This is a genomic window from Corynebacterium sp. (genome assembly GCF_043426755.1).
In the GTDB taxonomy this organism is placed as follows: domain Bacteria; phylum Actinomycetota; class Actinomycetes; order Mycobacteriales; family Mycobacteriaceae; genus Corynebacterium.
Genome location: NZ_JBHWRP010000071.1, coordinates 25,296 through 50,780, shown reverse-complemented (window position 1 = coordinate 50,780; position 25,485 = coordinate 25,296). Strand labels below are relative to the sequence as shown.

Below are 25,485 nucleotides of genomic sequence, written 5' to 3'. Positions count from 1 at the left end.
TTCCCACGGGGAGATTCAACACCTGTGTGACGAGTTGGTGTCCATGGCGAAACAAATCGAGAAACTGAGGTAGAAAACGTGCAGAAAATGACCGCGACCACGAAGGTAGTCTTGGCGGTAGCGCTTGTCATCATCTTGGGCCTGGCTGCCGTCGCCATTGGCCCCGTGGTCTATACCTTGGCGATGGGCGGAGGTGTCAAAACCGAAGGCATCAACGAACAGCAGGTCCAGCCTGCGGTGACCGATGTCAATGGCGAGTGGACCGTGACCACACGGGCTGGGCACAACTCGACCTCAACTGGGTTTACTTTCGACGAGGTCCTGCCGGGCGAGCGGACAAGCACATCCGGCTCGACCCAGGACGTCTCCGGTGGCGTGGTGATCGAGAATGAAACCCTGAGCGAAGGAGAGATTGAGGTCGGCATGGGCAATATCGTCACGGACCGGGACAACCGTGACGTAAATGTCCGGATGAAGATCTTGCACACCGATACATTCCCGGTAGCAACCTTTAAGGTCACCGAGCCCGCAGATCTTTCCGGGCTGCCGGAAGACGGCTCCGTGGGCCAGGTGGAACTGACCGGCGACATGACGATTCACGGCCAGACGAATTCGATCACGCAGATGTTTGATGTCGCGCGCGATGGGAACAATCTTGTCGTCGCGGGTGACATCCCGATCAACCGCTTGGACTACGGTGTGGAGTCGCCTGAGTTCGTTGCAGCGAAGATCGCTGAAGAAGGCGAAGTGAATGTGCGCCTGAACCTGATTCGGGCGGAATAGGCCGAAAAGTGGCCCTCCGCAGATATAGTGGAGGGTCACTCATTTAAGTCACTGTTACGTTAATAGGGGTCGCGGGGCTTTTTCCAGAAGATCCACCCAGGGCGCCTAACTTTAATAACTGTCCGATAATGTACATTATGTCAACTAGATTTTCGGACCCTGCACTACTGCCATTCGCTAACGCAGCCCGCGCCGATGCCGGTGCGTCAAAGTAAATTGAGTCACGTCCAGCATCCCCTCCCGTGCCATCGCCTCACGCAGCGCCAACTGCCACAGCCACAGGCGGCGGTACACCGCATCGAAACCGTCCGCGGCGGCCTCGCGCAGCTGGCTAACGAATGTCTCTCGTTGCAGTTTTAGCGACAGCATTAAATGTCCTGGCGCGTGCACCTGACCGATCACGCGCAGACCGGAATTTCGGTCGACAAGCTTGTGCACCTCGTCGGGCTGCGGATAACTCAACCCCGGCCAAATGAACGCCCGCAAAGATTCCACTGCAGCACCAGCCGCGGGCGAAAAACGCTCAGTCGCCGTGACAGTCTGCAGCGCAGCCTTTCCACCCGGTGCGACCAGCTTGTCCACCGCTGAAATGAATTTTCCGCGCTGATTCTCTGGTATGGTCTCGAGTTTCTCCACACTGACCACAGCGTCGTAACGTCCATGCCAACGCCCTGGCGCGAAGATGGGCGGTTCGATCAGTTCGGTATGAACTGCGTCAGCAACACCGGCAAACGTCAGGCGCTCATCCAGCGCATCAAACATGTCCGGATCTGCGGTGACGGCGTCTACGGTGGTATTGCGTCGCGCAGCCTCAATGGCGATAGCGCCCCCAGCCGACGGGTACTCAAGAATATGGGTCCCCGCGCCGGCGCCCACAGCGTCAAGAAGCTCCGCGGCTGCACGTCGCTGCGCATCCCCCAGGTCTCCTCGTTGGATGTCTAGCGGTTCACTGATCTCTGTGATGTCGACGAAATGCGTTGCCGGTTCATTGCCGCGACCCGCCCCACGAACGTGAGACGGCATACTAATGCGCTCCGTCGTCGGCACGCCCGTAGCGAAACGCCCGGCAAATGCGCTCATCCCATCACCGGAAAACCGTTCGGTGAGCTCAGGGGGCACTTCCCCACCCTGATAATCACTTCCCGGATCAACATGTGCTGTCTTGGGGCGATAATCGGCGGCCAAGAGTGCGGCGAGAACGTCGACAAGCGTGTCCGTCGTCTCGGTAGTCCATTCCCCGGCCAAATATCCCTCCGCAAGGCCCACCCATCCGTGCGCTGCGATACGTGAGAAGAGAGCTTCGTGCTTAACGACGAGGTCTGGTGTGGGTTGTTCGTCGTTAGGCACCAACGTGAGATCTGCGGAAGCACAGGCGCGCGCGAACGCTGCCTCTGACCTGCGAGCGCGCAGGTGAATCCCCCAACCATCAGGTATGTGCGCGACGCTGGGCCATGCGGCGGCGTCGATGCTTTGGGTGTGGGGTGTTTCGGTCACGCTTTTCACCTTAACCAGTACGGGCGGTATTCTTCGTAAGGCGCGTCGACATCACTTGCGATGGAGGAGCGTATCATCGCAGATGACCGTCTTCAGCTGAATCGGGAAATCGCCCGTAGAATGAAGACGAATTTTTCATACATCGCGGAACACACTGTTGTACAAGGAGTTTTATCTGTGTCGCACACACCCACTCGCCCACCGGGAAATCGCCACCACGTCGTCATTATCGGATCCGGTTTCGGTGGCATTTTTGCGGCGAAGGAATTGGCAGACGCCGATGTCGACGTCACCTTGATCGATCGCACCAACCACCACCTGTTCCAACCGCTGCTCTACCAGGTAGCTACCGGCATTCTGTCTTCTGGTGAAATCGCCGTCTCTACCCGCCAGATCTTGTCACAGCAGCAAAACGCGCGTGTGATCAAGGGTGATGTTGTTGACATTAACGTTGAAGACCAGGTTGTCTCCATTAATTCGGGCCAGTATGAGCGCAGCTTTGAGTATGATTCACTCATCGTCGCAGCTGGCGCCGGCCAATCTTATTTCGGCAACGACCACTTTGCTCAACACGCACCAGGCCTGAAGACGGTGGACAACGCGCTTGAATTGCGTGCGCGCATCATGACGGCTTTTGAACGTGCCGAGGTAGCTCAAGACCCAGCTGAGGTCGAGCGACTGCTCACATTCGTGATCGTCGGTGCCGGCCCGACCGGCGTTGAGATTGCAGGCCAGATCGCCGAGATGGCGAACCGTTCCTTCAAGAACGATTACGATAGCTTCGAACCAAGCCAAGCGAAGATCATCCTGCTCGACGGTGCTCCCCAGGTTCTGCCTCCATTTGGCAAGCGCTTGGGCCGCAACGCGCAGCGTCAGCTTGAGAAGCTCGGAGTGACTGTCCGCTTGAACGCGATGGTGACTGACCTCGATGCGGATACTGTCACCTTCCGCGATACCAAGACTGACGAGGAAATCACGATCGAGTCGGGCACGAAGATTTGGTCCGCTGGCGTGCAGGCATCGCCGCTGGGCAAGATGATTGCGGATCAGACCGACGCTGAGGTCGATCGCGCAGGTCGCGTCGCTGTCACCCCGCAGGTGCTGGTTGGCGAAACCAACAACATCTACGTGGTTGGTGACATGATGAGCCTGGATAACTTGCCCGGCGTGGCCCAGGTGGCCATCCAGACCGGCGAGTATGCCGCGCAATCCATTAAGGCTTTCGTCGAGGAGGATCAGGACCCACGCGAGCGCGAGCCTTTCGAGTACTTCGACAAGGGCTCCATGGCGATCGTGTCCCGCTTCTCCGCCGTCGTGAAGATGGGCAAGGTGGAAGTGACTGGCTTCATCGGCTGGATCATGTGGCTGGTTGTTCACGTGATGTTCCTGGTGGGCTTCCGCAACCGTTTCGTTTCCATGATTACGTGGGGCCTCAACGCCCTGTCGCCACGTCGGTATAACCTGGCGACGACGTCGCAGCAGATGCACGGCCGCACCGGCCTAAGCAAGCTCAAGCAGTCAAAAGGCAACGATGCCAAGGAGTTGCCAGAGGTTCGTGACACCACAAAGCTCGGCGACAAATAGACGCGCTTTCACTTCACGCAATTAGCGGTATAGCCCGGTCTCCCCTGTTTGAGGGGGATCGGGCTTTTTCGCACTATTCTGACCTCTAATAACTAAAGCAATACTGTGTTATTTAAATATCACCTATATAATGGGGTGCGTAGTGGGGTCCACGCTTTAAACAGCGAGAGGCTGATTGTATGGGACTTGGGTAGCGTGAACTCCAGAATGGTTTTAGCGAAAATCTACTGAAAGGCACCGCCTGTGACTACAGTCACCACATCAAGCCATACCGCATGGGAAGGCTTTGAAGAAGGCCCGTGGACAGACAGCATTAACGTGCGCGATTTCATCCAGCGCAACTACACCCCTTATGACGGGGACGCGTCTTTCCTTTCTGGGCCAACCGAAAAGACCCTGCGCACGTGGGACCACCTAGAGAAGAACTACCTTTCCATTGAGCGCGAGCGCCGCGTGTACGCCGTGGATACCGATACGCCCGCGGATGTCGATGCTTTCGGCCCGGGATATATTTCAGAAGATGATGACATCATCGTCGGCTTGCAGACGGATGAGCCACTCAAGCGTGCAATGATGCCCAACGGCGGGTGGCGCATGGTCAAGCAGGCCATCCTCGAAGCCGGCGAAGAAGTTAATCCGGACGTCGAGGAAGTCTTCACGAAGTATCGGAAGACGCACAACGATGCCGTCTTCGATATCTACACTCCGCGTATCCGTGCAGCCCGCTCCTCGCACATCATTACGGGCCTCCCGGATGCCTATGGTCGCGGTCGCATCATCGGCGATTACCGTCGTGTTGCGCTCTACGGTGTCGACGCGCTTATCGACGACAAAGTCGCTGCGAAAGATCGAGCAGTTGATCAACCATTCTCTGAAGATTGGGCCCGATACCGCGAGGAACACTCCGAGCAGATCAAGGCGCTGAAGAAACTTAAGGCCATGGCAGAGGCATATGGCTTCGACATCTCCGGCCCAGCCACCAGTGCCCAGGAAGCCGTGCAGTGGACGTACTTTGGCTACCTTGCCTCTGTGAAGAGCCAGGACGGCGCCGCCATGAGTTTCGGCCGCCTCTCCCCATTCTTCGATGTCTACTTCGAACGTGACCTCGCCAATGGCACCATCACGGAGGAAGACGCCCAGGAAATCATCGATGCTTTGGTGATCAAGCTACGCATTGTCCGTTTCCTGCGGACTGAGGATTATGACCAGATCTTCTCCGGTGATCCTTACTGGGCCACTTGGTCCGATGGTGGTTTTTCTGAGGACGGTCGCCACCAAGTGACGAAGACGGCGTTCCGTCTCCTGCAGACCCTCCGGAACTTAGGCCCAGCACCAGAACCAAACATCACGATCTTCTGGGACCCGCAGCTTCCGGATGGTTATAAAGAATTCTGCTCGGCGATTTCGATTGAAACCTCTTCGATCCAGTACGAGTCCGACAAACAGATCCGTGATCAATGGGGCGATGATGCCGCCATCGCTTGCTGCGTCTCCCCGATGAAGGTGGGCAAGCAGATGCAGTTCTTCGGCGCGCGCGTTAACGCCGCCAAGTCGCTGCTGTACGCGATCAACGGTGGCCGCGATGAGATGACCGGCAAGCAGGTGACAAAGGGCCACACCCCCATCGAGGGCGACGGCCCGCTGGACTTCGATGAGGTCTGGGAAAAGTACGAGCTCATGCTGGACTGGGTCGTCGGTACGTACGTGGAAGCACTCAATATCATCCACTACTGCCACGACAAGTATGCCTATGAGTCCATGGAGATGGCCCTGCATGATTCGGACATCATCCGCACCATGGGATGTGGTATCGCAGGATTGTCGATCGTGGCGGACTCGCTGTCGGCAATCAAGCACGCCAAGGTCTACTCCGTTCGTGATGAGACGGGTTTGGTCGTTGATTACCGCACGGAAGGTGACTTCCCGTTCTACGGCAATGACGACGATCGTGCCGACGACATTGCTGCGACCATCGTGCACACCGTGATGGAAAAGATTAAGGCCATCCCGATGTACCGGGACGCGATCCCCACCCAGTCGGTACTCACCATTACTTCGAACGTGGTGTACGGCAAGGCTACCGGGAACTTCCCGTCCGGTCACCGCGCCGGCACGCCATTCGCACCAGGTGCTAACCCAGAAAACGGCGCCGACAACCACGGCATGGTCGCATCCATGCTCTCAGTGGGCAAGCTTGACTACAACGACGCTTTGGACGGCATCTCGCTGACAAACACAATCACCCCGTCGGGCTTGGGCCGCACGAAGGACGAACAAATCACCAACCTGGTTGGTGTCCTCGACGCCGGGTTCATCATGGACCCGGAACCCACCGCATAACCCATACCACCTAATTCACAACCAAAGGAGAACCCACAATGACTACCAAAACTTTCGACGAACGCTTCGCATCCATGAAAGCTAACCGTGAAGCAAACAACATGGAGTCCGGCCTCTTCCACGCAAATATCAACGTCCTCGACGAAACCACCCTGGAAGATGCAATGGAAAACCCGGAAAACTACCCCAACCTTACCGTCCGTGTATCCGGCTACGCCGTGAACTTCGTCAAGCTCACGAAGGAACAGCAGCGCGACGTAATCTCGCGTACCTTTCACCAAGGCAAGTAAAGAAAGCAGGGCAGCTCCCCACCGTGTCTACAACCGCTCATGACGGTATAACCGGCGTCGTCACTCTTACTCCAGAGGAGGGTGAGAAAGTCCGTGGTGTCGCTTCCGGGTTGGGGGCCACCCCCTACGACACGGCTGACGATTTCACGCGCGTCGAACTCATGGAGGCACGCCGCACCGGCGACGTTGGCTTAGTTCACTCGTGGGAGCTTGTCACCGCGGTCGACGGTCCCGGCACGAGGATGACTATCTTCATGTCGGGCTGCCCTCTCCGCTGCTTGTATTGCCACAACCCAGACACCATGGGGATGAAGGAAGGCACCCTTGAGCAGGTGTCTGCCGTCGTGAAGCGCGTCCTGAGGTACCGTCCCGTCTTCAATGCCTCCGGCGGTGGTCTCACGATTTCCGGCGGCGAACCTCTCTTTCAAATCGCGTTCACCCGCCGGCTCCTCGAAGAGGTGCATGAGGCGGGTGTGCACACGGCGATCGACACCTCCGGCTTCTTAGGCTCGCGCTTATCCGACGAAGATTTAGGCAATATCGACCTCGTTCTGTTGGACCTCAAGTCCGGCGACGAGGACACGTACTCCAAGGTCACCGGCGGGAGGCAGCTGCAGCCTACTATCGATTTTGGTGATCGGCTTCATGCCTTAGGCAAGAAGGTGTGGGTGCGTTTCGTCCTCGTCCCAGGCCTGACCGACGATCCGGCGAATGTGGAAAACGTCGCAGACATCGCAGCGCGTTGGAAAGATAGCGTCGAGCGTGTAGAGGTCCTCCCCTTCCACAACATGGGCGCCGACAAGTGGGAGAACTTGGGCCTCGATTATGAGCTGGGGGACGTGGATCCGCCCACCCCAGAGTCCGTGGAGGCCACGCGCGAAATTTTCCGCAGCCGTGGCCTCACCACGTTCTAAAAGGCCAATGATTAAAAATTCAACGTAGCTGGTTTCGTCAGCAGCGCTACAAGGAAATGAGAGTCCTTGGCAAAAGGTTTCAAGTCCCATGATTCGAACACATAATCCTGGGTGAAGCCGACCTGCGCTGCGGTATCGAGGAAATCAGTGAACGCCCATCCCCTACCCGCGCCAAAGCCGACGACGAAGCGGCCGCCACCGGTCAGCGAGTCATAGATGTGCTGAAGGGCTGGCTCGCGCCCCTCTGGGGCAAGAAAGCCCATCACATTTCCAGCGGATACGGCAATGTCGAAGCCGCTTTCGGGGATTGGGTCCGTCCCCAAGTCGCCGACGTACCACGTGGCGCCAGGAAATTGGCGCTTTGCGTGGTCGATTAAGATCTCGTCGATATCCGTGCCAACTACTTCGTGCCCAAGCGCTGCCAAACGGCCACCGAGGCGACCTTGGCCACAGCCGGCATCGAGAATGCGCGATCCACGCTGTGGTGCAATAGCATCGACAAGACGGGCTTCGCCATCGATATCGTCGCCAGCATCGATCATGTTTTGCCAACGCCGAGCGTAGTTTTCAGAATGGTCGGGGTTGGCTGCGGTGACTTCTTTCCAGGTAGGCATGGAGCCCAGTATAGGGAAGCGTAAACTAGCCCTTTGTCTTAACCCTTTGACGGAAAGGTCTTGGCATGCCACCTCGGTTACCGCGACGAATGTTGAGGCCCAGTGAACCTACGGGTGATCCTCGATCGCGTTTTTCTGTGCCTGTTGAACGTGCGATCGATCATTGCCGAGTTTTTCACGATGGTTTGCGCTTGGCCGGCGACTACCAGATCGATTCCGCGGTGGAGAAAGCTCGCGAGCATGACAATGGCTTTGTGTGGCTGGCGTTGCATGAGCCCAGTGATGAACAAATGTCTAAGGTGGCGGAGGCGTTCGGGATTCACGAGTTGATCGTCGAGGATGCTGTGACTGCGCATCAGCGGCCGAAGGTGGAGCGTTACGACGATCAACTGTTTTTCGTTGTCCACTCGGTGAAGTACACAGACGATGAGGAGGTCGTCGATACGCGCCAAATCATTTCAACCGGTGAGGTGCAGATGCTCGTGGGCCCCGATTTCATCATCACGGTGCGCCACAATGCCGCTTTGCCCGAGGTTGCTGATGAGCTCGACCGTGAACCGGAAACGGCGGCGCTGGGACCGGGTGCGGTGGCGTGGAAGATCGCCGATGCCATCGTCGAGGGCTATGCGCGGATTACGCAGGAGCTTTCGGAGGACGTCGATGAGGTGGAGAATGAGGTGTTTACGCCTCAGAAGAAGATCAATATCGACAAGATCTACATGTATAAGCGAGAGATCCTCGAGATGCGTCATGCCGTCCGCCCGCTCGGGCCTGCCTTGCGGACGGGTCTGAGCGCGAACAAAGATCTCCTGTCGAAGCCATTGCGGAGCTACTTCCGCGATGTGCAGGATAACGTTTTGAGCGTGACGGACCAGGTCACGGGTTTCGACGAGCGCCTGTCCTCCCTGCTTGATGCCTCGGTGGCGAAGGTGACCCTTCAGCAGAATAAGGATATGCGCACTATTTCGGCCGTGGTCGGTATGGTCGCCGGGCCTACCCTCATCGCGGGTGTGTACGGTATGAACTTTGAGGACATGCCGGAGCTGGGCTGGGACTTTGGCTACCCTTTCGCGCTTTTGCTCATGCTGGCAGTGGTGTTGTTGATGCTGTGGTGGTTCAAGCGCAATGACTGGATCTAGCTAGTTTTCTCACGCAGGACCATCGTGCGCAGTTGGCTCACCGCGGCGAGTCTCCCGTTGTTGCGCATTTCGATGCGCCACAGCTGAGTGGTCTTGCCGAGGTGGACGGGGCGCGCCTGTGTCTCGATGGTGCCGCCTTTGACCCCGCGGAGAAAGTCCGTTGAGTTGTTCATGCCGACCACGGGTGCCAGCGCTGCTTTCACACCCGCGACTGACCCGACAGACTCGGCGATGGCGGCGAGCACTCCCCCGTTGACCAGGCCAGCTGGTTGGAGCACGTTCTCGGTGACCTCCGTTATTGCATTGACGCCATCGCACCCAATAGAGGTAAATGTCGTGCCGATGAAGGTGTCGAAGACTGGACGTTGGGCGTTGACTTCGGCCAGCTCTTCGTCGTTAAGCGCGCGCTGCCCCGCGTTGATAAGAGTTTCGTACATCATTGTTCGCTCTTTCTACCCCCAAATGGGAAAAGGTAGTACGTTTAGGGAATTCTTGCTGAAAAGCATCTCACTCACGAGTATGGTTGAGACTATGACCACAGATAATAACCTTGCACAGATCGGCGTTGTGGGCCTTGCAGTCATGGGCTCCAACCTTGCACGAAATTTCGCGTCCCGCGATATTAAGACTGCAGTCTACAACCGCACCTACTCCAAGACCGAAGACTTCATGAATGAATTCGGCGAGACCGGCGATTTCGTCGCCAGCGAGACCATCGAAGAGTTCGTGAACTCGCTGGAGAAGCCACGTAAGGCCATCATCATGGTCCAGGCGGGTAGGGCTACCGACGCGGTGATCAACCAGCTGGCAGACGCGATGGACGACGGCGACATCATCATCGACGGCGGCAACGCACTGTTCAATGACACCATCCGTCGCGAGAAGGAAATGGCAGAGCGCAACCGCCACTTCGTTGGCGCCGGCATCTCCGGTGGCGAAGAGGGCGCGCTGAAGGGCCCATCGATCATGCCTGGTGGCCCGAAGGAATCCTGGGAGACTCTTGGTCCCCTGCTGGAGCAGATCGCAGCGCGTGCCGACGATGGCACCCCATGCGTCACGCACGTCGGCCCCGATGGCGCTGGCCACTTCGTGAAGATGGTCCACAATGGCATCGAGTACGCAGACATGCAGGTGATCGGCGAGGCCTACCAGCTGCTGCGCTACGGCGCTGGTTTTGAGCCAGCCGAGATCGCTGACATTTTCGCTGAGTGGAACAAGGGCGACCTGAACTCCTACCTGATTGAGATCACCGTGGAGGTCCTGCGTCAGGTGGACGCGGAGACCGGCAAGCCGCTTGTCGACGTCATCCTCGATGCCGCCGGCCAAAAGGGCACCGGCCGCTGGACCGTCAAGGAAGCCCTGGACCTGGGCATCCCCACCACTGGCATCGGTGAGGCCGTGTTCGCACGTGCTCTGAGCTCCTCTCTGGACCAGCGCAAGGCAGCGCAGGGCAACTTGCCGACCGGTGCGCTGAAGTCCTTCGATGATCTGGGTATCTCCAAGGATGACTTTGTCGAGGAGGTCCGCAAGGCTCTCTACGCTTCCAAGCTCGTTGCTTACGCACAGGGCTTCGACGAGATCAAGGCTGGCTCCGACGAGTACAACTGGGGAATCAACCCTGGCGACATGGCCATGATCTGGCGCAACGGCTGCATCATCCGCGCAGTCTTCCTGGAGCGCATCAAGGAAGCTTATGACAAGAACCCTGAGCTGGCATCGCTCCTGCTCGACCCATACTTCAACGGTGAGCTTGAGGGCCTGATGGATTCCTGGCGCAACGTGGTGGTCTACGCCACCCGCCTGGGCCTGCCAGCACCAGTGTTCACCTCCTCGTTGGCTTACTACGACTCGCTGCGCTCCGAGCGCCTGCCAGCAGCGATCGTCCAGGGCCAGCGTGACTTCTTCGGTGCGCACACCTACAAGCGCATCGACAAGGAAGGCACCTTCCACACCGAGTGGTCTGGTGATCGTTCCGAGACCACCATCGAGTAAGGCTAAATAGCGCCCTGCACTCTAGCGCGGGCAGGTTCCTGATGTTCCATAGAATGTCGGGAATCTGCCCGCGTTAGACCTTTTGGCGCCTGCCCGGACACGGCCCAGAGACAGGCCAGTGCATTAACGGTGGGTGGGTTCTTCCGGCTACACTCGCCACAATGACTACTTTCGCCGACCTTGGCTTGCCACGTGAAATTGTGAACGTGTTGGACAAGCAAGGAATCACTGAACCATTTCCCATTCAAGAGGCGGCGATCCCCAACGCTCTCGCCGGTAAGGACGTTCTCGGCCGCGGGCCCACCGGCTCCGGCAAGACCTTCACCTTCGGGCTGCCGATGCTGGCCCGCCTCACCGGTTCCCCCTCGCGCCCGGGGCATCCACGTGGGCTGATCCTTACCCCTACCCGCGAACTTGCTAGCCAGGTACGCGAGCGACTCGACGAGCCGGCAGCAGCCTTGGGCATGCGGATGCTCGACATCGTGGGTGGCGTCAATATCAACCACCACATTCGCGCGCTGGCCGCACCGGTCGATGTGCTCGTCGCAACGCCCGGGCGCGCCGAAGACCTGATCAATCAGAAGAAACTGTTCTTCGACCAGGTGGAGATCACCGCGATCGACGAGGCGGACCAGATGGCCGACATGGGTTTTCTCCCCCAGGTGCGCAAGTTGCTAGACCGCACCCCGAAGGATGGGCAGCGGCTGCTGTTTTCGGCAACGCTTGATGGGGATGTCGATAAGCTCGTGCAGCGTTATATGCACAACCCCGTCACCCACTCCACGGCCCCCGTTGAAGCGTCTGTGGACACGATGGATCACTACCGGCTGCTCGTCGGTAGTCGGGAGCAACGCAACGAGATCGCATTACGGATCGCGGCGCGTGAGGGCAAGACGATCATGTTCATGCGCACCAAACACGGTGTGGACCGCCAGGTGAAGAAGCTGCGCCGGGTGGGCATCCACGCCGATGGCATCCACGGCGACAAGGGCCAAGGTGCCCGGACCCGCGCGCTTGAGGGGTTCGCTAATGGCAGCACCCCGGTTCTCGTCGCCACCGACATTGCTGCGCGCGGGATTGATATTGACGATGTCTCGCTCGTCGTCCACCTCGACCCGCCTGCGGAACATAAGGCTTACCTGCACCGCGCGGGGCGCACCGCTCGTGCCGGAACCAGCGGAACTGTCGTCACTCTGGTCATGGATGACCAGGAAAAAGAAGTCGCAGCCCTGCTGAAGAAGGCCGGTGTTGAGGCAAAGGCGGTCCGGGTCACCCCAGACTCAGAGGAGTTAGTTAGAATTACCTCAGCGCGGAAACCCGAAGGGTCTCCGCTTCCCCCTCCCGGGCAGGCGACACACCCGAAAAAGGGTAACGATGCTGGCCGCACTCAACGCAACCAGAATCGTTCCCAACGCGGTGGATCGGGGTCGAACCGTGGCAGGAATATCGGACGCTCGAGATCCGGGCGACGGAAACCAAGGAAGAATGGACGCTCGACCTAAACCCTGATGTGGCGTCGAACAACTAATGGACATAGTCATATCGATTATCTCGTTGATCGGTTTCGTGCTGCTCACGGCCTCGACAGGTATGTTCGTCGCCATTGAGTTCGCGCTCACCGGCATGGAACGCTCCACCATTAACAATCACGTTAAGGAAAAGGGCGACCGTCGGGCGAAAGCAGTCCAGCGCGATTACCAGAACCTCTCTTTCGTTCTGTCAGGCGCGCAGCTAGGAATCACCGTGACTACGTTGGCCACGGGTTTTCTTGCAGAGCCAGTGTTGGCCCAGTACTTCACTCCCCTGCTGGAACTGATTGGCCTGAGCGAATCGGCGTCAAGCGCCGTGGCCCTCGTGCTCGCCTTGATCGTGGCGACCTTCCTGTCGATGGTGTTCGGCGAGCTTGTGCCGAAGAACTGGGCGATCACCGATCCTCTGACCGTGGCGCGGTTCGTTGTCCCGCCGGTGCACTGGTTCAACACCATTTTCAAGTGGTTCATCCAAGCGATGAATAAGTCCGCGAACTTCTTCGTGCGCAAGCTTGGCTTTGAGCCTTCGGATGAGCCTGCGTCGGCACGCACCGCCCACGAGCTGGGTGCATTGGTGCGCAACTCTGCCGAAGCCGGCGGGTTGGACGCGTCGACGGCCGCCATGCTGGATCGTTCGCTGCGCTTCGGCGAGACTACTGCCGACGAGGTGATGACGCCGCGTTCGACGATTAACTCCCTGGACGCTGATGACAATGTCGACGATCTCATCGCCCTAGCCCGCGAAACCGGGCACTCACGCTTCCCTGTGCGCCGCGGCGACCTCGATGAAACAGTCGGGGTGGTGCACATCAAGGACGCTTTCTCTGTTCCCAAGTCTGAGCGCGCCACGACGCGCCTGGAGACCCTGGCGAAGCCCGTGCCGTTCGTACCGGGCACCCTCGACGGAGACTCCGTGCTGGACAAGGTGCGTTCCGCGGGCTCGCAGGTGGTCTTAGTCGCCGATGAGTACGGCGGCACCCAGGGCCTGGTGACCATCGAGGATCTCGTCGAGGAGATTCTGGGCGAGGTCTACGACGAATACGATGACGTCGAATCAGAACGCGACTTCCAGCGCTTCGGCGCCTCCTGGGAGGTGGCGGGGCTGGTGCGTCTCGACGAGCTACCGGACAAGATCGGCTATACCGCCGCCGATGGACCCTACGAAACGCTTGGCGGGCTCATCATGGCCGCCAAGGGTGCCGTGCCTGAGGTCGGCGATGTGGTCTTGCTGCCCCAGACCGAAAACGATGCGATGGAGGAATTTGAATCCGGCATTACCGGACGGTGGATCGCGCGCGTCACAGTGATGGATGATCGCCGCGTCGACCGCGCAATCTTGACACCGATCAGCAACGAGGCCGCGGAGGAGTATAAGTAATGGGAGTTTGGACCACCGTTATTCTGATCGTTGCGCTGCTGCTGGCCAACGCGTTTTTCGTGGCCGCAGAGTTCGCGCTGATTTCTTCTCGACGAGACCGCCTCGAAGCACTGGTCGCCCAGGGCAAGCCGGCGGCTCGCCGCGTGGAGAACGCCACCGAGCACCTGTCTATTTACCTTGCCGGCGCGCAGTTCGGCATCACGATTTGTTCGCTGGTGCTGGGTAAGGTCGCCGAGCCTGCCGTTGCCCACTTCCTTGAAGCGCCCATGGTTGCGCTGGGCATTCCGGATAATCTCCTGCACCCGATCTCCTTCGTGATCGCCTTGGCGTTCATCACCTACCTGCATATTTTGTTCGGTGAGATGATCCCGAAGAATATTGCGATCGCCGGCCCGGAATCGCTGGCGATGTGGCTGACACCAGCCATGGACGTGTGGGTGAAGCTCACCCGCCCCATCATCGAGTTTTTGAACTGGGTCGCCCGCATCACCCTGCGCGCTGTGGGCGTGGAACAAAAGGATGAGCTGGACTCCGCTGTCGACGAAGTCCAGTTGGCAACGATGATCCAGGAGTCCAGTCAAGAAGGCCTGCTCGACGCCGAGGAGACCGAGCGCCTGGCGAAGGCGCTGCAAAATGATCAGCTCAGTCTTCGGGACGTCATGATCCCCATCGACGACGTGTACACCATCCCCTACCGTTCGCGTGGTGTAGCGCTCAGCGATGTGATCACCGGCGTGCAAGAAACCGGCTACTCCCGCTACCCTATTTCCGGGCAATCCAATGCTTTGCTGGGCTACCTGCACGTCAAGGACGTCCTCGACCTCCTGGAGGAGGGCGCGGACGACACCATGATCCCCTATGACCGCATTCGCCCTCTGACCGTCATCGATGGCACCGGGGCCCTCGATGAGGCGTTAACCGCCATGCACCGCCGCAGTGCGCACATGGGCCAGGTCCGCGTCAAGGGCGAACTGGTCGGGCTGATCGCTTTGGAAGACCTCATCGAGGAGTACGTCGGCACGGTCTCGGACTGGACGCACGAAGACCAGTAGCATGCAGCTTGCACGTAAGCAGTGGCGCGCGCTTAACGACGATCACCTCGCCCGCGCCGCCACTTGGGTGGAGCCCTACCTCTCGCGCCGCCGCAGGGGCGAAGAGCATGCGGGAATTGATTTCCTGTTCGATTACTACCGCATGCGGGCAAGCCACCTGTATAAGTGGCACCCTGGGATTGGAGTCGATCTTTGCGATGCCGTCGACAGCGAACATGCTGGTTGGCGTGACTACGTTATAGAAGGATCGACCGTGCGAGTGGATCGCGACAATTTGCTGGCGCGCCGAGGCCACGCCTTTGGACAGATCCATGAGTTGCTCATGGCTACCGCCTCGCGGCCGGCACAGTTTGATTGCTTCGGACTGCACGAGTGGGCGATGGTCTATCACGGATCCCCGCGGCACAGTCTCCCGCTGCGTCTGGGTGCGGAAAGGACTAACGCGGTCGTCGATACGCACACCCTGCGCTGTACGCACTATGACGCGTACCGCTTCTTCACCGAACCCGCCCAGCCGCTCAACCTGACTGTGTTGCATTCCGACGAACGCACCCGCCATGAGCAGGCCGGTTGCGTGCACGCAACGATGGATTTATATAAGTGGGCGTTCAAATTGGGTCCCACATGCCCTGGAGAGTTGCTACTGGATTGTTTTGAGCTGGCGGTGGCGGCACGTCGCCTAGACATGGAGGCCTCGCCTTATGATTGCGCTGAGCTTGGGTGGGGCGTGGTGGCCATTGAGACGGCCGCAGGCAAGGCGGAGTACGTGCGTAGACAGCGCGAACTAGCGCGGCGTGGGAAAGATCTGCGAACTCAGCTTGTCGCTGTGCTCGATAAAATGCTTGACTAGGTAAGATGCAGGTAATAGCGCAGTTTCTTGCTTGAGGAGGCATTGTGGGTCGTCACAGCAGCGGTGAGAATAACTACAGCCTGTCGAAAGGCGCCATCGTAACGTTGGTCGCGATCATTGCGATTATCGCGCTTGCGATATGGTTCTTCTTCGTCCGTGATGACACCGCCGACACCAACGCGCAGCCGGATTGTGTCTCCGGGGATCTCACCCTGCCGATCGCCGCGGTGAATCAGGAGGTCGCGCGCCCGATCGTCGATAAGTATGCCGAGTCGCAGCCAGTGGTGCGCGATTATTGCATCCAGCCGGAGCTTGTCGACGATATCGCGGAGGCTGCGGTTGTCGTTGCCCCTGATTCGCCGCTGACCGATCAGGCGCTTGAGGATGCCTCCCGCACGGCCTCGACCTCGGAGCGCACGGCCGTAGCCGCCGAGCCTGTAGGCCTGACTGCTGATTCGGCGATCCAGAACCCTGCCGCCGTGGCTGCTGCCGACGTGGACTACTCTGCGACCCCCGATGCCGCAGTCGCCGCAACAATCGCGACGGTACTGACGGACTCGTCAGAACAGGCGCGCACCGCGCTGGAATCGCCCGGCGGGGCCTACCGGGCGGCAGCCGAATCCAGTTCCGGTGAGAACTTCGCCGCGCTGGATGATGCGCAGGTCATGTACTCCGCAATCCCCTTAGCTGCCAACGATGTGGTCAACGAAGACCAAGCACGGGCAGGCTCCGACTTCGCTGAATTCTCCGCCGAGGCCTTCGAAGGTGGGCAGCAGGCCGTCGAAGTAGATCCTGCCGTGTGGTCGGCCGCGGCCAGCGTCGCGGGAGGTTCTTCCGCGGGGTCGCCGAGCGAGAGCACTGAGTCAGGTGCAACTAGTGCCGCCGGAGAGACGATCGACACGCTCTTCCTCCTCGACACCTCACTAGCGATGGGCCCCTACGCGGACACCGCGCGCGAGGCGGTCGGCGAGGCCGCCAACGCTGTGATCGATGAGGGTCATGAGGTTGCGCTATGGAACTTCTCTTCACCACTGAATCCCGGTGTGACGAAGAGCTGGCGCTCCAATGTGCAGTTCACCTCCGAGAAGGATGCTGTGGGGCGAAGCGCGGCTCGGCTGGGTAATGGTGGTCAGTCGAATGCGCGCGAAGCGGTGCAAGCCGCAGTCGACGCGGTAGCTGACTTCGACGAAAACGTCCGCATCGTCGTAGTGACCGCCGGGTCAACTGATGCCGGCGATGATGAAGCCTATACCGCCGTACTCGAGCCTCTCTTGGCTCAAGGGGTGAGCCTCTCAGTGATTCATGTAGGCGATGCCGCCTCCGATGATGCGCTGGCAAACCTAGCCACGAGCGCCACCACCGTGGATGCGGCTGGCGACATCCCAGCCGCAGTCCAGGCCGCCGCTGAAGTGAACTAGTGGACTAAAGACAACTAAACCCCGTAGCCACAGGAAGTGGTTACGGGGTTTGTTGTTGCTTGAACGCGCCGCGGGAGTGACGGCAGCTGAGTCCTTTTAAGAAGACTTCCGGCGGCGCCGTGCCGCGAGCTCATCCATCGACACGATGTTGTCTTCTTCTGGGACAACTCGCTCGGATGGGAAGGAAGAAATAGTGCCGGTGAGTTCCTTCATGATGCCAGGAACAGCGATGCCGAACACGCCCTGTCCCCCGCCCAGCAGGTCGATGACCTCATCGGCGCTACGGCACTCGTAGACGGTGGTGCCATCGGAGACGAGCGTGATCTCGGCGATGTCGTTGACACCGCGGTCGCGCAGCTTATCTACGGCCAGACGGATGTTCTGCAGCGAAATACCCGTGTCCAGCAGACGCTTCACAATCTTCAAGACCAAGATGTCTTTGAAGGAGTAGAGACGCTGGGAACCGGAGCCTTGTGCACCACGGATCGACGGCTTCACCAGATCGGTGCGTGCCCAGTAGTCAAGCTGGCGGTAAGTGATGCCAGCGACCTGGCATGCGATGGGCACGCGGTAACCCACCTCGTCGGAGGGTCCGAGGTCGAAGAGGGATTCCTGGACGGGCTGGTTGCCCTTGTCGTTTTCGTTGCTATTCACGTAATTACTCCCGTGGTGTTTGGCAAAGCGCCTTATGGCTATTAAATGTCAAGCGTAGACGTTGGTCAAGCCCTAGCGCCGATAACACGCCGAACTCTAACCCTCAACTTCAAGTTTAGACTTAAGTTTCATCGTTGTCATCTTTAGTCACATCCGTATCATTCACACCATCAGCACCATCAACATCATCGCCCCCAAGATCACTGGCGTCGACTCCCATGTTGCGCATCATTTCTGCGAATTCTTGATCCGCTGTTGCGTCACCACTAGCAGACGAGTCAGAGTGCTCCTCGCTCTCAAAGGGCTCAGGAAGGTCGATGCCAAAATGCTGGCGTGCGTCCTCGCGGGAGATCCAAACACCGGCTTGAGTAACGACAAGCTCATCGGCAGCAATTGGCAGGTCCAACAGTTGTGCGAGCAGGACCGCGTCAGAGACCCGGGAGTCAATCTGTTCCCCGTCCTGCATCTGAATCTCAGCGATGAACGTGCCGTTATAGTAACTGGTGATCTCAACCGCGGTGGCACCAGAAGTACTCTGCGTAGTAATGGAAGCCAGCAGGTCATAGGTGTCGGGGCGATCGGGCTCCCACTGGGCCTGCCGTGCAGCAAGGCGAGCTCCCTCTACCGGCGAGATCCACACCGGCAGGACACGATCGCGCTCGCGGCTATGCAGCAGCACGCAGATGAAATTTTCGGGGCCGAGCGTGTGTACACCATAAAAATCTAAGGGGACCATAGTCATGGTCCCCTAGTCTAGCTGTCCTGGTGCTTAGTCCAGTCGGTTGCGCAGTTCGTTTTTCACCAGCGACGCGTTCAGCGAAACAACTAGCGCGGACATCTGCTGGCCGATCTCCTCGGCTTGGGCTTTGGCCGTGTCCTTGTGAGACTTCGCGACAGGCCCGGCAACTTGCCCGATCAGGTCTGCTTGGCGGGACGCGGCGTTACGCAGAGACTTCAGGTGGCGTGCATCAAAGCCGAACTCCATCAGCGCCAGCGCGGTGGTCGCCGTGCGCACGTCGTCGGCGGTAAACAGGCCTGAAGCATCAGGGCTCAATACGCCGATGTTGACCAGCTCCAGGATCTGCTCGCCAGTCGTGTTTGCCTGTTCGGCCACATCGGTATCAGTCAGCCGAGTCGGCGCGGGGGCGCGGAAGCTTTCGGGCGAGATGATAGGCTCCGCATCGGTGGCCGAGAGGATCGCAGTCACTTGGCCAGAGTCCATTGCCTCGAGCTGCTCGCGAATTACCTTCAGTGGCAGGTAATTGTCGCGCTGTGTGACCAAGATATAGCGCAGTCGCTCAACGTCATCGTCGGTAAAGCGACGATAGCCGGAGTCCGTGCGCTGCGGGGTGATCAATCCTTCCGATTCGAGAAAGCGAATTTTAGAGACTGTAACGTCCGGAAATTCCTCGCGCAGGCGCTCAATGACCACGCCGATCGACATGGTCTTTTTACCCTGTTTCTTCCCCGCCCGAGAAGGGGTGGGACGCGATTGGGTCTTACGAACTGCGCTCACTAAAGGTCTCTTGCTCTATCTCGGGGATCCGTATCCATTCGTGGAACCAATCCATCATCGGTATTAACAGTATTACTAATTAACGCGTCAATCACGCCCACCGCTGCCGATTCGGCGCGCGGCGGCCGTGATCCTTGCGGGCCGTCTTAGTCCTGGGTAATGAAGACCAGACGGAACTTGCCAATCTGGATCTCATCGCCCGATGCCAGAACCTGGGAGTTGCGTGGCTCACGGTTGACGTAGGTGCCGTTCAGCGAGCCGACATCTACCACCTCGAACTCGTCGCCATTGTTACGGAACTCCGCGTGACGACGAGACACGGTGACATCATCGAGGAAGATGTCTGCCTCGGTGTGGCGACCTGCTGTGGTGGTTTCACGGTCAAGCAGGAAGCGGGCACCAGCGTTCGGGCCACGCTTGACTACCAGCAGCGCCGCGCCCTCAGGAAGGTTATCGACACCCTGGTTCTCAGAGCTGGTGCCTGCACCGTTTTCCATCTCCTTCAGCAAATCGGCGCGGAAGACCGAGGTGGTTTCAACCTGCTGCTCGGGGGTACCGGTGTTTTGGCTCATTACATCTCCTGACGGTTCTTTCAACTTTTGAGTGCTGCTTACAATCATAGCGATACGTAGCCCGCTCGTGCCGATTGCAACACAATCTTGTGTAAATCAATCACCTCACGTGGCTGCCACCTGCGACAATCAACAACAGCTGTTCCTAACGGAACATATTGCTAATACCCGAGATTACCGAATTTCCGCTTCCCGCAAGCGGATTATCGGAGACCATATAGGTCCATGTTGCGCTCGGGCGCTTCCAACCAGCGTCCTCAAGGTGGGCACCATTCTCGTCGATAAGCACCTCCCGGAAGGTGTCCACAGCGGCGTCCACCGCGCGCTGCGCCAGCTGCTTAAACTCCCCGACCGCAATGCGGTGATATTCGTCGATCGGTGTTTCGCGCGCGATCGCCCGTAGGTGGATCGATTCGCGCACGTCATCCATGTGTGCCAGGTGTTCGCTCCACTCGTTGTCGAGGTGGAAGAGCATGATGTCGCGGGCTGCTTGTTCGCGTATCGACGAATCCAGAGCCTCCAACTCTGCTGCGCGCTCTGGGGCGCGCTGGGCTAATTCCTGCCAGGCCTTGTCGGTGTCTAGAAGCGTGGCGCGGCGTTCGTCGATAATCTCGCGCTGGTCAGCAAGCAGTTGGTTGTATTTCCAGGTCTGGGCGTGGATCTCCAGCAGTTGGCCTTCGGTGACGCGCTGACAGTGCTCGACGAAGTCTTGCACGCGCTTGGAGGTCAACCGACCGTCGGATTCGGGGTGGACGGTGAGCTCCTCATCAGCCCCACCCGTGGTGACAATGTCGTCCTCCAGCGAGACGAAGAACAGGCTCAGCCCGGGATCGCCTTGACGTCCGGCGCGGCCGCGCAGCTGGTTGTCCAAGCGTGCTGTGCGGTGCCGTGCGGTACCGATCACGGCCAACCCGCCAAGTTCAGCAACAGCGTCATGGTCGGATTCGTCCGCCCCGCCCAGGCGGATATCGGTGCCGCGGCCAGCCATCTGCGTGGACACGGTCACCCGGCCTAGGTCGCCGGCTTCGGCGATGATGCGGGCCTCTTCCGCGTCATTTTTGGCGTTGAGCACGTTGACCGCGATGCCGCGTTCGTGCAGCGCGTCGGCCAAGGCTTCCGACTCCGCCACATCGTGCGTGCCGACGAGCACCGGCTGGCCCGTGGAGTTGATGTGGACGATCTCCTCCACAATCGCCTGGTTCTTGTCCTCCATCGTGTGATAGATGCGGTCGGCTTCGTCGAAACGCTGCAGCTCCTTGTCGCGATCAATGACAGAGACATGCAGGTCGTAGAATTGCCGTAGCTGATCAGTGGCTTCCACGGCCGTGCCGGTCATGCCGCACACCATTGGGTAGCGGCGCATCAGCGCCTGCAGCGTGATCGAGTCGAGGATGCGGCCGCCCTCAGTGACATCGAGGCCTTCTTTAGCTTCCACGGCCGCCTGAAGCCCGTCCGGCCACCGCTGCAATTCGGCAACACGGCCACGGGACGCATCGACGAGCGCGACCTTGCCGTCGGCGACGATATAGTGCACGTCCCGCAGCAGCAACGCCTTTGCGTGGAGTGCCAGGTTGACCTTGACCAGGGTGGTGCCGATGTGATCGTCGGAGTACAGCGAGTCGATGCCTAAGGCGCGTTCCACCGCGTCAGCGCCCGCATCGGTGAGGAAAGTATTACGTCCCTCGGTGTCGATCGTGTAATGCTCTTTTTCGCGCAGGTGGCTGACAACATCCGTGATCAGGCCGGTGGACTGCACACCCGGCTCGGAACCGGCCAGCACGAGAGGCACGAGGGCTTCGTCGACAAGCACGGAATCGGCCTCGTCGACAAGCGCCACCTCGGCCGGGGCCTGGACGAGCTGGGAGCGGTGCGTGATCTGGTTGTCGCGCAGGTGGTCGAAACCGATTTCGGTCACCGGGGCGTAGATTACGTCGCGACGATAAATCTCCGCACGTGCCTCGCCCGGGGTCTTCTCCGTCACCGCGCCCACGCTCAGCCTGAAAAACTCGACGAGGGGCCGCATCCACTCGGCATCGCGCTCGGCCAGGTAGTTGTTCACCGTGATCACGTGTGTGCGCTTACCCGTCAGAGCGAAGCCGGTCGCAGCCATCGCGCCGACCAGCGTCTTGCCCTCGCCAGTGGCCATCTGGATAACGTCGCCTTCCAGCAGGCGTAGCACCGCCTGGTTCTGCACGTTGAACGGCGTCATGCCCAAAGTGCGCTGCGAGGCGACAGTCAGCAGCGCCAAGAACTCGGCCTTGTCAGTAATCTGCCCGTCGTCGACAAGTACCCGGGCGCGCTGGGACACATCCTCGTCGGAAAGCGAGCTGAGCTCGTCGATACGCGAATGCGCCTTGTCGACGATCCCCTTGGACTTCTTCGTATTGCGTTCCGACGAGGCACCAAGGGCCTTCCAGAACCAGTCGAATGCAGCCATACCTGCGCAACCCTTTCCGCGATAAGAACTTCTCCCCACGACTTTACGTGACAGGTCCGCGCGCCTTCAGAACTGCTCGCCTAAACTCGATACAGATAATCACTATCGCGCGGAGGAAACCCACTATGAAGTCCGAGAACGTCATCGTCCCATCGTCGACAGGCCTAAAAATGGCCGGCACCATTGACCGACCCGATGGGCCCGCCGAGGCGTACGCGATCTTTGCGCACTGCTTCGCCGGCTCACGCCACACGCCGGGCGCATCGCGGATTTCAAAGCGCTTGACGGAATTTGGGATCGCCACGCTGCGTTTCGATTTCCCAGGCCTGGAGCAGTCCGAGGGCGATTTCGCCGACACATCCTTTAGCCAGAACGTCGATGATATCGCTGCCGCCGCCGCGTGGCTGGCCGAAAACCACCGCGCCCCGCAGCTATTGATGGGACATTCCCTCGGTGGCGCGGCCGCGTTGAAAGCCGCCTCCACCAATCGCATCCCTTCCCTGAAGGCAGTAGCGACGCTGGGCGCACCTTTCGATCCCGCGCACTCCGTGCTGCACTACGCCGATAAAATTTCCGAAGCCGACGAAAACGGCGCCGTCACCGTCACCCTAGGCGGCAAAGACCTGGTGATTTCTCGCGGTTTCTTAGAGGACCTCGCCGACACCAACCCGGAGGCCTACCTGCCCGGCCTGCGCGCACCCTTGTTGCTGGTGCACTCCCCCATCGATCAAACCGTGGGCATCGACAATGCGCAGAACATTTTCCTTGCCACGCGCTACCCGAAGTCGCTTGTGGCGCTGGATAAGGCCGACCACCTAGTCACCCGCCAGGGCACTGCGCAGCGCGCCGCCGACATGATCGGCTCCTGGGCCAAGCAATATCTCGTCTCCGAGTTCACCCCAGAACCCACCGGCGACGACAACGCCATCTCCTATACCGCCCGGGGCACCAGGTACGGCGATGTCGTGCGCACCTCTAATCGCGCGATCACCACCGACCGGCCCAAGAACAAGGGCGGCAAGGGCCAAGGCGTGACATCGAAGGGCCTGTTCATGGCGTCGATCGCCACATCGGCATCCCAGGCCGTACGCGAGGCGGCCAAGGGCATGAAGCTGGATGACGTTCGCGTGGAAGTCACCCACATCACCGGCGCCACGTTTGAGCGCAGGTTCACCTTCATCGGGGACCTGACCGAGGGCGAACGACGTGCACTCCTCGACGCCGCCCGGAAGTCCGAGGCAAACGCCATCTTGGACAAGCACAAGATCGTCGACGTGGAGGGCCAGCCTCGTGGATAGAACCTGCCCATGCGGCACAGGCATGCTTTACGACGAATGCTGCGCCCCTTTTCACCGCGGCACAGCAGCCCCCACCGCCGAAGCGTTGATGCGCTCACGGTTCTCCGCTTTCGTGGTGGGCGACGAAGACTATTTGCTGCGCACCTGGGCCCCTGACACGCGGCCGAGATCTCTCGATTTAGCCGATTCACCCGTGAAGTTTGAGCGGCTTATGATCGTCGATAAGCGCGCCGGGGGTTTCTTCGATGCAGAAGGTGTCGTCGAGTTTGAAGCCTTCTACTCCGTGGATGGGCAGGCAGGATCGCAAAGAGAGCGCTCTACTTTCCGGCGACTGGACGATGGCCAGTGGGTCTATTCCGCCGGTGATGTCAATTGAGCTGCCGATTAGGTAACGCAGATGACAGTGTTGTAACCTTGTAACCTGTTAACATCGCATGCGCGGTGTTTACGGGCTGTGGCGCAGTTTGGTAGCGCACCACACTGGGGGTGTGGGGGTCGCAGGTTCAAATCCTGTCAGTCCGACAAAGATTATTGCGTCGTGGTCAGAGGCCACGACGCTTTTCTGTTGGAAAGACCACACCTGATGTCTCCCGTGGATCATGTCAACCCACTACCCTATGGCGTATGGATTCACGTTCTTGGCTTAATGCTGCAACCGGTGGACTCATCGAGATTCTCCCAGCCGTGCAGGGGCACCTCAACGAGCCGGCGATCGGTGACTGGTCAGTCCGTGCGCTGCTGGGGCACACCTCTCGCGCCTATCTGCTGATCGAGCACTTCCTCAATGAGGCAAACGGAAGGACGGGGCTGCCCGAACTGAAGTCTGCCGGCGAGTACTACCGGGCAGCCAGGCACGTGGCTTCCGACCCGCAGTTCGACTACGAGCGCGGACCTGGTGCCGGGGAGAAACTTGGCGACGACCCTGTGGCGGCGGTGCGCGAGATCATCGAGCGTGTCATGGCTCGCCTCGATAAAACTGCCATTACTGCGCTGGTAGATACTGGTTCCGGCACCATCAATATCGAAACATATATCGAGACCCGAGCTTTCGAAATCAGTGTTCATACGATCGATATGGCCAGCGCAATCGGAGTCCAGGTTCCCGACACGACGATGGAAACATTGAAGAAGTGCCTGTCACTGGTCGCCGACATCGCTACCCCTGAGGAGAAGTTGGACCTGTTACTTGCCGCCACTGGGCGCAGCCCCCTGCCGTCTGCCTTTTGCATGGTCTAACTGTATGGTCAAGATATGACTGACTCTGCAAACACAGTAGCTACTTTGCCGCCCTGCCCGGAGTGCGGCAGCGAGTACACCTATGAGATGGATCCTCTCTTGGTGTGTCCCGAGTGTGCCCACGAGTGGAGCACCGACGCAGCTGCCGAAGACACAGATGCCACCGACGGGCCGGTGGTGATCAAGGACTCCGTGGGAAACGAGCTTGCCGACGGCGATAGTGTCACCGTGGTGAAAACCGTCAAAGTTAAAGGCGCTCAGCAGCCCATCAAGGCCGGAACAAAAGTGCGCAATATCCGCCTCATCGATACGACTGACGAGCACAATATCGATTGCAAAATCGACGGTTTCGGCGCCATGACGTTGAAGTCTTCGATCGTGCGCAAGTCCTAGGT

The 25,485-nt window shown here is 59.3% G+C and carries 24 protein-coding genes and 1 tRNA gene; 17 read left to right on the top strand and 8 right to left on the bottom strand.

Features of this window, described 5'->3' with window-relative positions; all coding sequences use genetic code 11:
* Positions 1-87: 87 nt before the first annotated feature.
* Entirely contained in the window at positions 88-783 is a 696-nt protein-coding gene (locus ACHFGA_RS07060) for a YceI family protein (protein ID WP_394281703.1), read from the top strand.
* Positions 784-960: 177 nt separating this feature from the next.
* Here the strand turns inward: ACHFGA_RS07060 and ACHFGA_RS07055 are convergent, their stop codons facing one another.
* Positions 961-2,277 (bottom strand): class I SAM-dependent methyltransferase, encoded by a 1,317-nt coding sequence (locus ACHFGA_RS07055; protein ID WP_394281698.1) that lies wholly within the window; start codon positions 2,275-2,277, stop codon positions 961-963.
* Between the two features lie 177 nt (positions 2,278-2,454).
* Between ACHFGA_RS07055 and ACHFGA_RS07050 the strand changes: the two genes are divergently transcribed.
* The 4 genes from ACHFGA_RS07050 (at position 2,455) to pflA (ending at position 7,405) form a co-directional block, all read left to right on the top strand.
* A complete protein-coding gene (locus ACHFGA_RS07050) occupies positions 2,455-3,861 on the top strand; it encodes an NAD(P)/FAD-dependent oxidoreductase (RefSeq protein WP_394281697.1) in 1,407 nt (468 codons plus the stop codon).
* Positions 3,862-4,104: 243 nt separating this feature from the next.
* The gene (locus ACHFGA_RS07045) at positions 4,105-6,201 is read left to right on the top strand and encodes a pyruvate formate lyase family protein (RefSeq protein ID WP_394281696.1); all 2,097 of its coding nucleotides are present in this window, start codon (positions 4,105-4,107) and stop codon (positions 6,199-6,201) included.
* A 38-nt stretch (positions 6,202-6,239) separates the two neighbouring features.
* A complete protein-coding gene (grcA2, locus tag ACHFGA_RS07040; protein WP_394281695.1) occupies positions 6,240-6,491 on the top strand; it encodes an autonomous glycyl radical cofactor GrcA2 in 252 nt (83 codons plus the stop codon).
* Between the two features lie 110 nt (positions 6,492-6,601).
* Positions 6,602-7,405 (top strand): pyruvate formate-lyase-activating protein, encoded by an 804-nt coding sequence (gene pflA / locus ACHFGA_RS07035; RefSeq protein WP_394281702.1) that lies wholly within the window; start codon positions 6,602-6,604, stop codon positions 7,403-7,405.
* A gap of 11 nt (positions 7,406-7,416) precedes the next feature.
* Here the strand turns inward: pflA and ACHFGA_RS07030 are convergent, their stop codons facing one another.
* Entirely contained in the window at positions 7,417-8,019 is a 603-nt protein-coding gene (locus ACHFGA_RS07030) for a class I SAM-dependent DNA methyltransferase (protein ID WP_394281694.1), read from the bottom strand.
* Between the two features lie 65 nt (positions 8,020-8,084).
* On the opposite strand from ACHFGA_RS07030, the gene corA reads away from it, so the two are divergent.
* Positions 8,085-9,158: a magnesium/cobalt transporter CorA gene (corA, locus tag ACHFGA_RS07025; RefSeq protein WP_394281693.1), complete on the top strand. Its 1,074-nt coding sequence runs from the start codon at positions 8,085-8,087 to the stop codon at positions 9,156-9,158.
* Here the strand turns inward: corA and ACHFGA_RS07020 are convergent.
* Positions 9,155-9,598, bottom strand: coding sequence for a PaaI family thioesterase (locus ACHFGA_RS07020; protein ID WP_394281692.1), 444 nt, complete (start codon positions 9,596-9,598; stop codon positions 9,155-9,157). The two genes, corA and ACHFGA_RS07020, sit on opposite strands and share 4 nt — an antisense overlap.
* 91 nt (positions 9,599-9,689) lie before the next feature.
* Between ACHFGA_RS07020 and gndA the strand changes: the two genes are divergently transcribed.
* From gndA to ACHFGA_RS06990, 6 genes are all read left to right on the top strand, one after another.
* Positions 9,690-11,150 carry an NADP-dependent phosphogluconate dehydrogenase gene (gene gndA, locus ACHFGA_RS07015; protein ID WP_394281691.1) on the top strand — a complete coding sequence of 487 codons (1,461 nt, stop codon included), beginning with the start codon at positions 9,690-9,692 and terminating at the stop codon, positions 11,148-11,150.
* Between the two features lie 161 nt (positions 11,151-11,311).
* Positions 11,312-12,652, top strand: a complete 1,341-nt coding sequence (locus ACHFGA_RS07010; RefSeq protein WP_394281690.1) for a DEAD/DEAH box helicase — start codon at positions 11,312-11,314, stop codon at positions 12,650-12,652.
* A gap of 25 nt (positions 12,653-12,677) precedes the next feature.
* Positions 12,678-14,057: a hemolysin family protein gene (locus ACHFGA_RS07005; RefSeq protein WP_394281689.1), complete on the top strand. Its 1,380-nt coding sequence runs from the start codon at positions 12,678-12,680 to the stop codon at positions 14,055-14,057.
* Positions 14,057-15,109 (top strand): hemolysin family protein, encoded by a 1,053-nt coding sequence (locus tag ACHFGA_RS07000; protein ID WP_394281688.1) that lies wholly within the window; start codon positions 14,057-14,059, stop codon positions 15,107-15,109. The genes ACHFGA_RS07005 and ACHFGA_RS07000 overlap by 1 nt, the downstream gene beginning before the upstream one ends.
* A 1-nt stretch (position 15,110) precedes the next feature.
* Positions 15,111-15,959 carry a 3-methyladenine DNA glycosylase gene (locus ACHFGA_RS06995; RefSeq protein ID WP_394281687.1) on the top strand — a complete coding sequence of 283 codons (849 nt, stop codon included), beginning with the start codon at positions 15,111-15,113 and terminating at the stop codon, positions 15,957-15,959.
* 44 nt (positions 15,960-16,003) lie between these two features.
* Complete coding sequence (locus tag ACHFGA_RS06990) at positions 16,004-17,377, top strand: vWA domain-containing protein (RefSeq protein WP_394281686.1); 1,374 nt, start codon at positions 16,004-16,006, stop codon at positions 17,375-17,377.
* A 96-nt stretch (positions 17,378-17,473) separates the two neighbouring features.
* Here ACHFGA_RS06990 and ACHFGA_RS06985 read toward each other — a convergent pair whose 3' ends face one another.
* The 5 genes from ACHFGA_RS06985 to secA2 all read right to left on the bottom strand — a co-directional run bounded on the left by ACHFGA_RS06985 (position 17,474) and on the right by secA2 (position 22,556).
* Positions 17,474-18,031: a MerR family transcriptional regulator gene (locus ACHFGA_RS06985; protein WP_394281685.1), complete on the bottom strand. Its 558-nt coding sequence runs from the start codon at positions 18,029-18,031 to the stop codon at positions 17,474-17,476.
* A 121-nt stretch (positions 18,032-18,152) separates the two neighbouring features.
* Positions 18,153-18,773, bottom strand: coding sequence for a bifunctional nuclease family protein (locus ACHFGA_RS06980; protein WP_394281684.1), 621 nt, complete (start codon positions 18,771-18,773; stop codon positions 18,153-18,155).
* Between the two features lie 27 nt (positions 18,774-18,800).
* Positions 18,801-19,547 (bottom strand): MerR family transcriptional regulator, encoded by a 747-nt coding sequence (locus tag ACHFGA_RS06975; protein WP_394281683.1) that lies wholly within the window; start codon positions 19,545-19,547, stop codon positions 18,801-18,803.
* A gap of 146 nt (positions 19,548-19,693) precedes the next feature.
* Positions 19,694-20,119: an oxoglutarate dehydrogenase inhibitor Odhl gene (gene odhI / locus ACHFGA_RS06970; protein ID WP_394281682.1), complete on the bottom strand. Its 426-nt coding sequence runs from the start codon at positions 20,117-20,119 to the stop codon at positions 19,694-19,696.
* Positions 20,120-20,264: 145 nt separating this feature from the next.
* On the bottom strand, positions 20,265-22,556 hold the full coding sequence (gene secA2 / locus ACHFGA_RS06965; protein WP_394281681.1) for an accessory Sec system translocase SecA2: 2,292 nt from the start codon (positions 22,554-22,556) through the stop codon (positions 20,265-20,267).
* A gap of 125 nt (positions 22,557-22,681) precedes the next feature.
* On the opposite strand from secA2, the gene ACHFGA_RS06960 reads away from it, so the two are divergent.
* The 5 genes from ACHFGA_RS06960 (at position 22,682) to ACHFGA_RS06940 (ending at position 25,483) form a co-directional block, all read left to right on the top strand.
* Entirely contained in the window at positions 22,682-23,854 is a 1,173-nt protein-coding gene (locus ACHFGA_RS06960) for an alpha/beta fold hydrolase (RefSeq protein ID WP_394281680.1), read from the top strand.
* Positions 23,847-24,230, top strand: a complete 384-nt coding sequence (locus ACHFGA_RS06955) for a YchJ family protein (protein ID WP_394281679.1) — start codon at positions 23,847-23,849, stop codon at positions 24,228-24,230. Before ACHFGA_RS06960 ends, ACHFGA_RS06955 begins: the two co-directional genes overlap by 8 nt.
* A 72-nt stretch (positions 24,231-24,302) precedes the next feature.
* A tRNA-Pro gene (locus ACHFGA_RS06950) sits at positions 24,303-24,376 on the top strand.
* Between the two features lie 102 nt (positions 24,377-24,478).
* The gene (locus ACHFGA_RS06945) at positions 24,479-25,090 is read left to right on the top strand and encodes a maleylpyruvate isomerase N-terminal domain-containing protein (RefSeq protein ID WP_394281678.1); all 612 of its coding nucleotides are present in this window, start codon (positions 24,479-24,481) and stop codon (positions 25,088-25,090) included.
* Positions 25,091-25,105: 15 nt separating this feature from the next.
* Entirely contained in the window at positions 25,106-25,483 is a 378-nt protein-coding gene (locus ACHFGA_RS06940; protein ID WP_394281677.1) for a zinc ribbon domain-containing protein YjdM, read from the top strand.
* The last annotated feature ends 2 nt before the right edge of the window (positions 25,484-25,485 follow it).

Excerpts from the sequence above, each read along its gene's own strand:
- grcA2 (WP_394281695.1), top strand. The coding sequence starts at position 6,240 with ATGACTACCAAAACTTTCGACGAACGCTTCGCATCCATGAAAGCTAAC.
- corA (WP_394281693.1), top strand. The coding sequence starts at position 8,085 with ATGCCACCTCGGTTACCGCGACGAATGTTGAGGCCCAGTGAACCTACG.
- ACHFGA_RS07010 (WP_394281690.1), top strand. The coding sequence starts at position 11,312 with ATGACTACTTTCGCCGACCTTGGCTTGCCACGTGAAATTGTGAACGTG.
- ACHFGA_RS06940 (WP_394281677.1), top strand. The coding sequence starts at position 25,106 with ATGACTGACTCTGCAAACACAGTAGCTACTTTGCCGCCCTGCCCGGAG.
- secA2 (WP_394281681.1), bottom strand. The coding sequence starts at position 22,556 with ATGGCTGCATTCGACTGGTTCTGGAAGGCCCTTGGTGCCTCGTCGGAA.
- gndA (WP_394281691.1), top strand. The coding sequence starts at position 9,690 with ATGACCACAGATAATAACCTTGCACAGATCGGCGTTGTGGGCCTTGCA.
- ACHFGA_RS07020 (WP_394281692.1), bottom strand. The coding sequence starts at position 9,598 with ATGATGTACGAAACTCTTATCAACGCGGGGCAGCGCGCGCTTAACGAC.
- ACHFGA_RS07030 (WP_394281694.1), bottom strand. The coding sequence starts at position 8,019 with ATGCCTACCTGGAAAGAAGTCACCGCAGCCAACCCCGACCATTCTGAA.
- ACHFGA_RS06960 (WP_394281680.1), top strand. The coding sequence starts at position 22,682 with ATGAAGTCCGAGAACGTCATCGTCCCATCGTCGACAGGCCTAAAAATG.
- ACHFGA_RS06945 (WP_394281678.1), top strand. The coding sequence starts at position 24,479 with ATGGATTCACGTTCTTGGCTTAATGCTGCAACCGGTGGACTCATCGAG.
- ACHFGA_RS06980 (WP_394281684.1), bottom strand. The coding sequence starts at position 18,773 with ATGACTATGGTCCCCTTAGATTTTTATGGTGTACACACGCTCGGCCCC.
- ACHFGA_RS07005 (WP_394281689.1), top strand. The coding sequence starts at position 12,678 with ATGGACATAGTCATATCGATTATCTCGTTGATCGGTTTCGTGCTGCTC.
- ACHFGA_RS06995 (WP_394281687.1), top strand. The coding sequence starts at position 15,111 with ATGCAGCTTGCACGTAAGCAGTGGCGCGCGCTTAACGACGATCACCTC.
- ACHFGA_RS07060 (WP_394281703.1), top strand. The coding sequence starts at position 88 with ATGACCGCGACCACGAAGGTAGTCTTGGCGGTAGCGCTTGTCATCATC.
- ACHFGA_RS07000 (WP_394281688.1), top strand. The coding sequence starts at position 14,057 with ATGGGAGTTTGGACCACCGTTATTCTGATCGTTGCGCTGCTGCTGGCC.
- odhI (WP_394281682.1), bottom strand. The coding sequence starts at position 20,119 with ATGAGCCAAAACACCGGTACCCCCGAGCAGCAGGTTGAAACCACCTCG.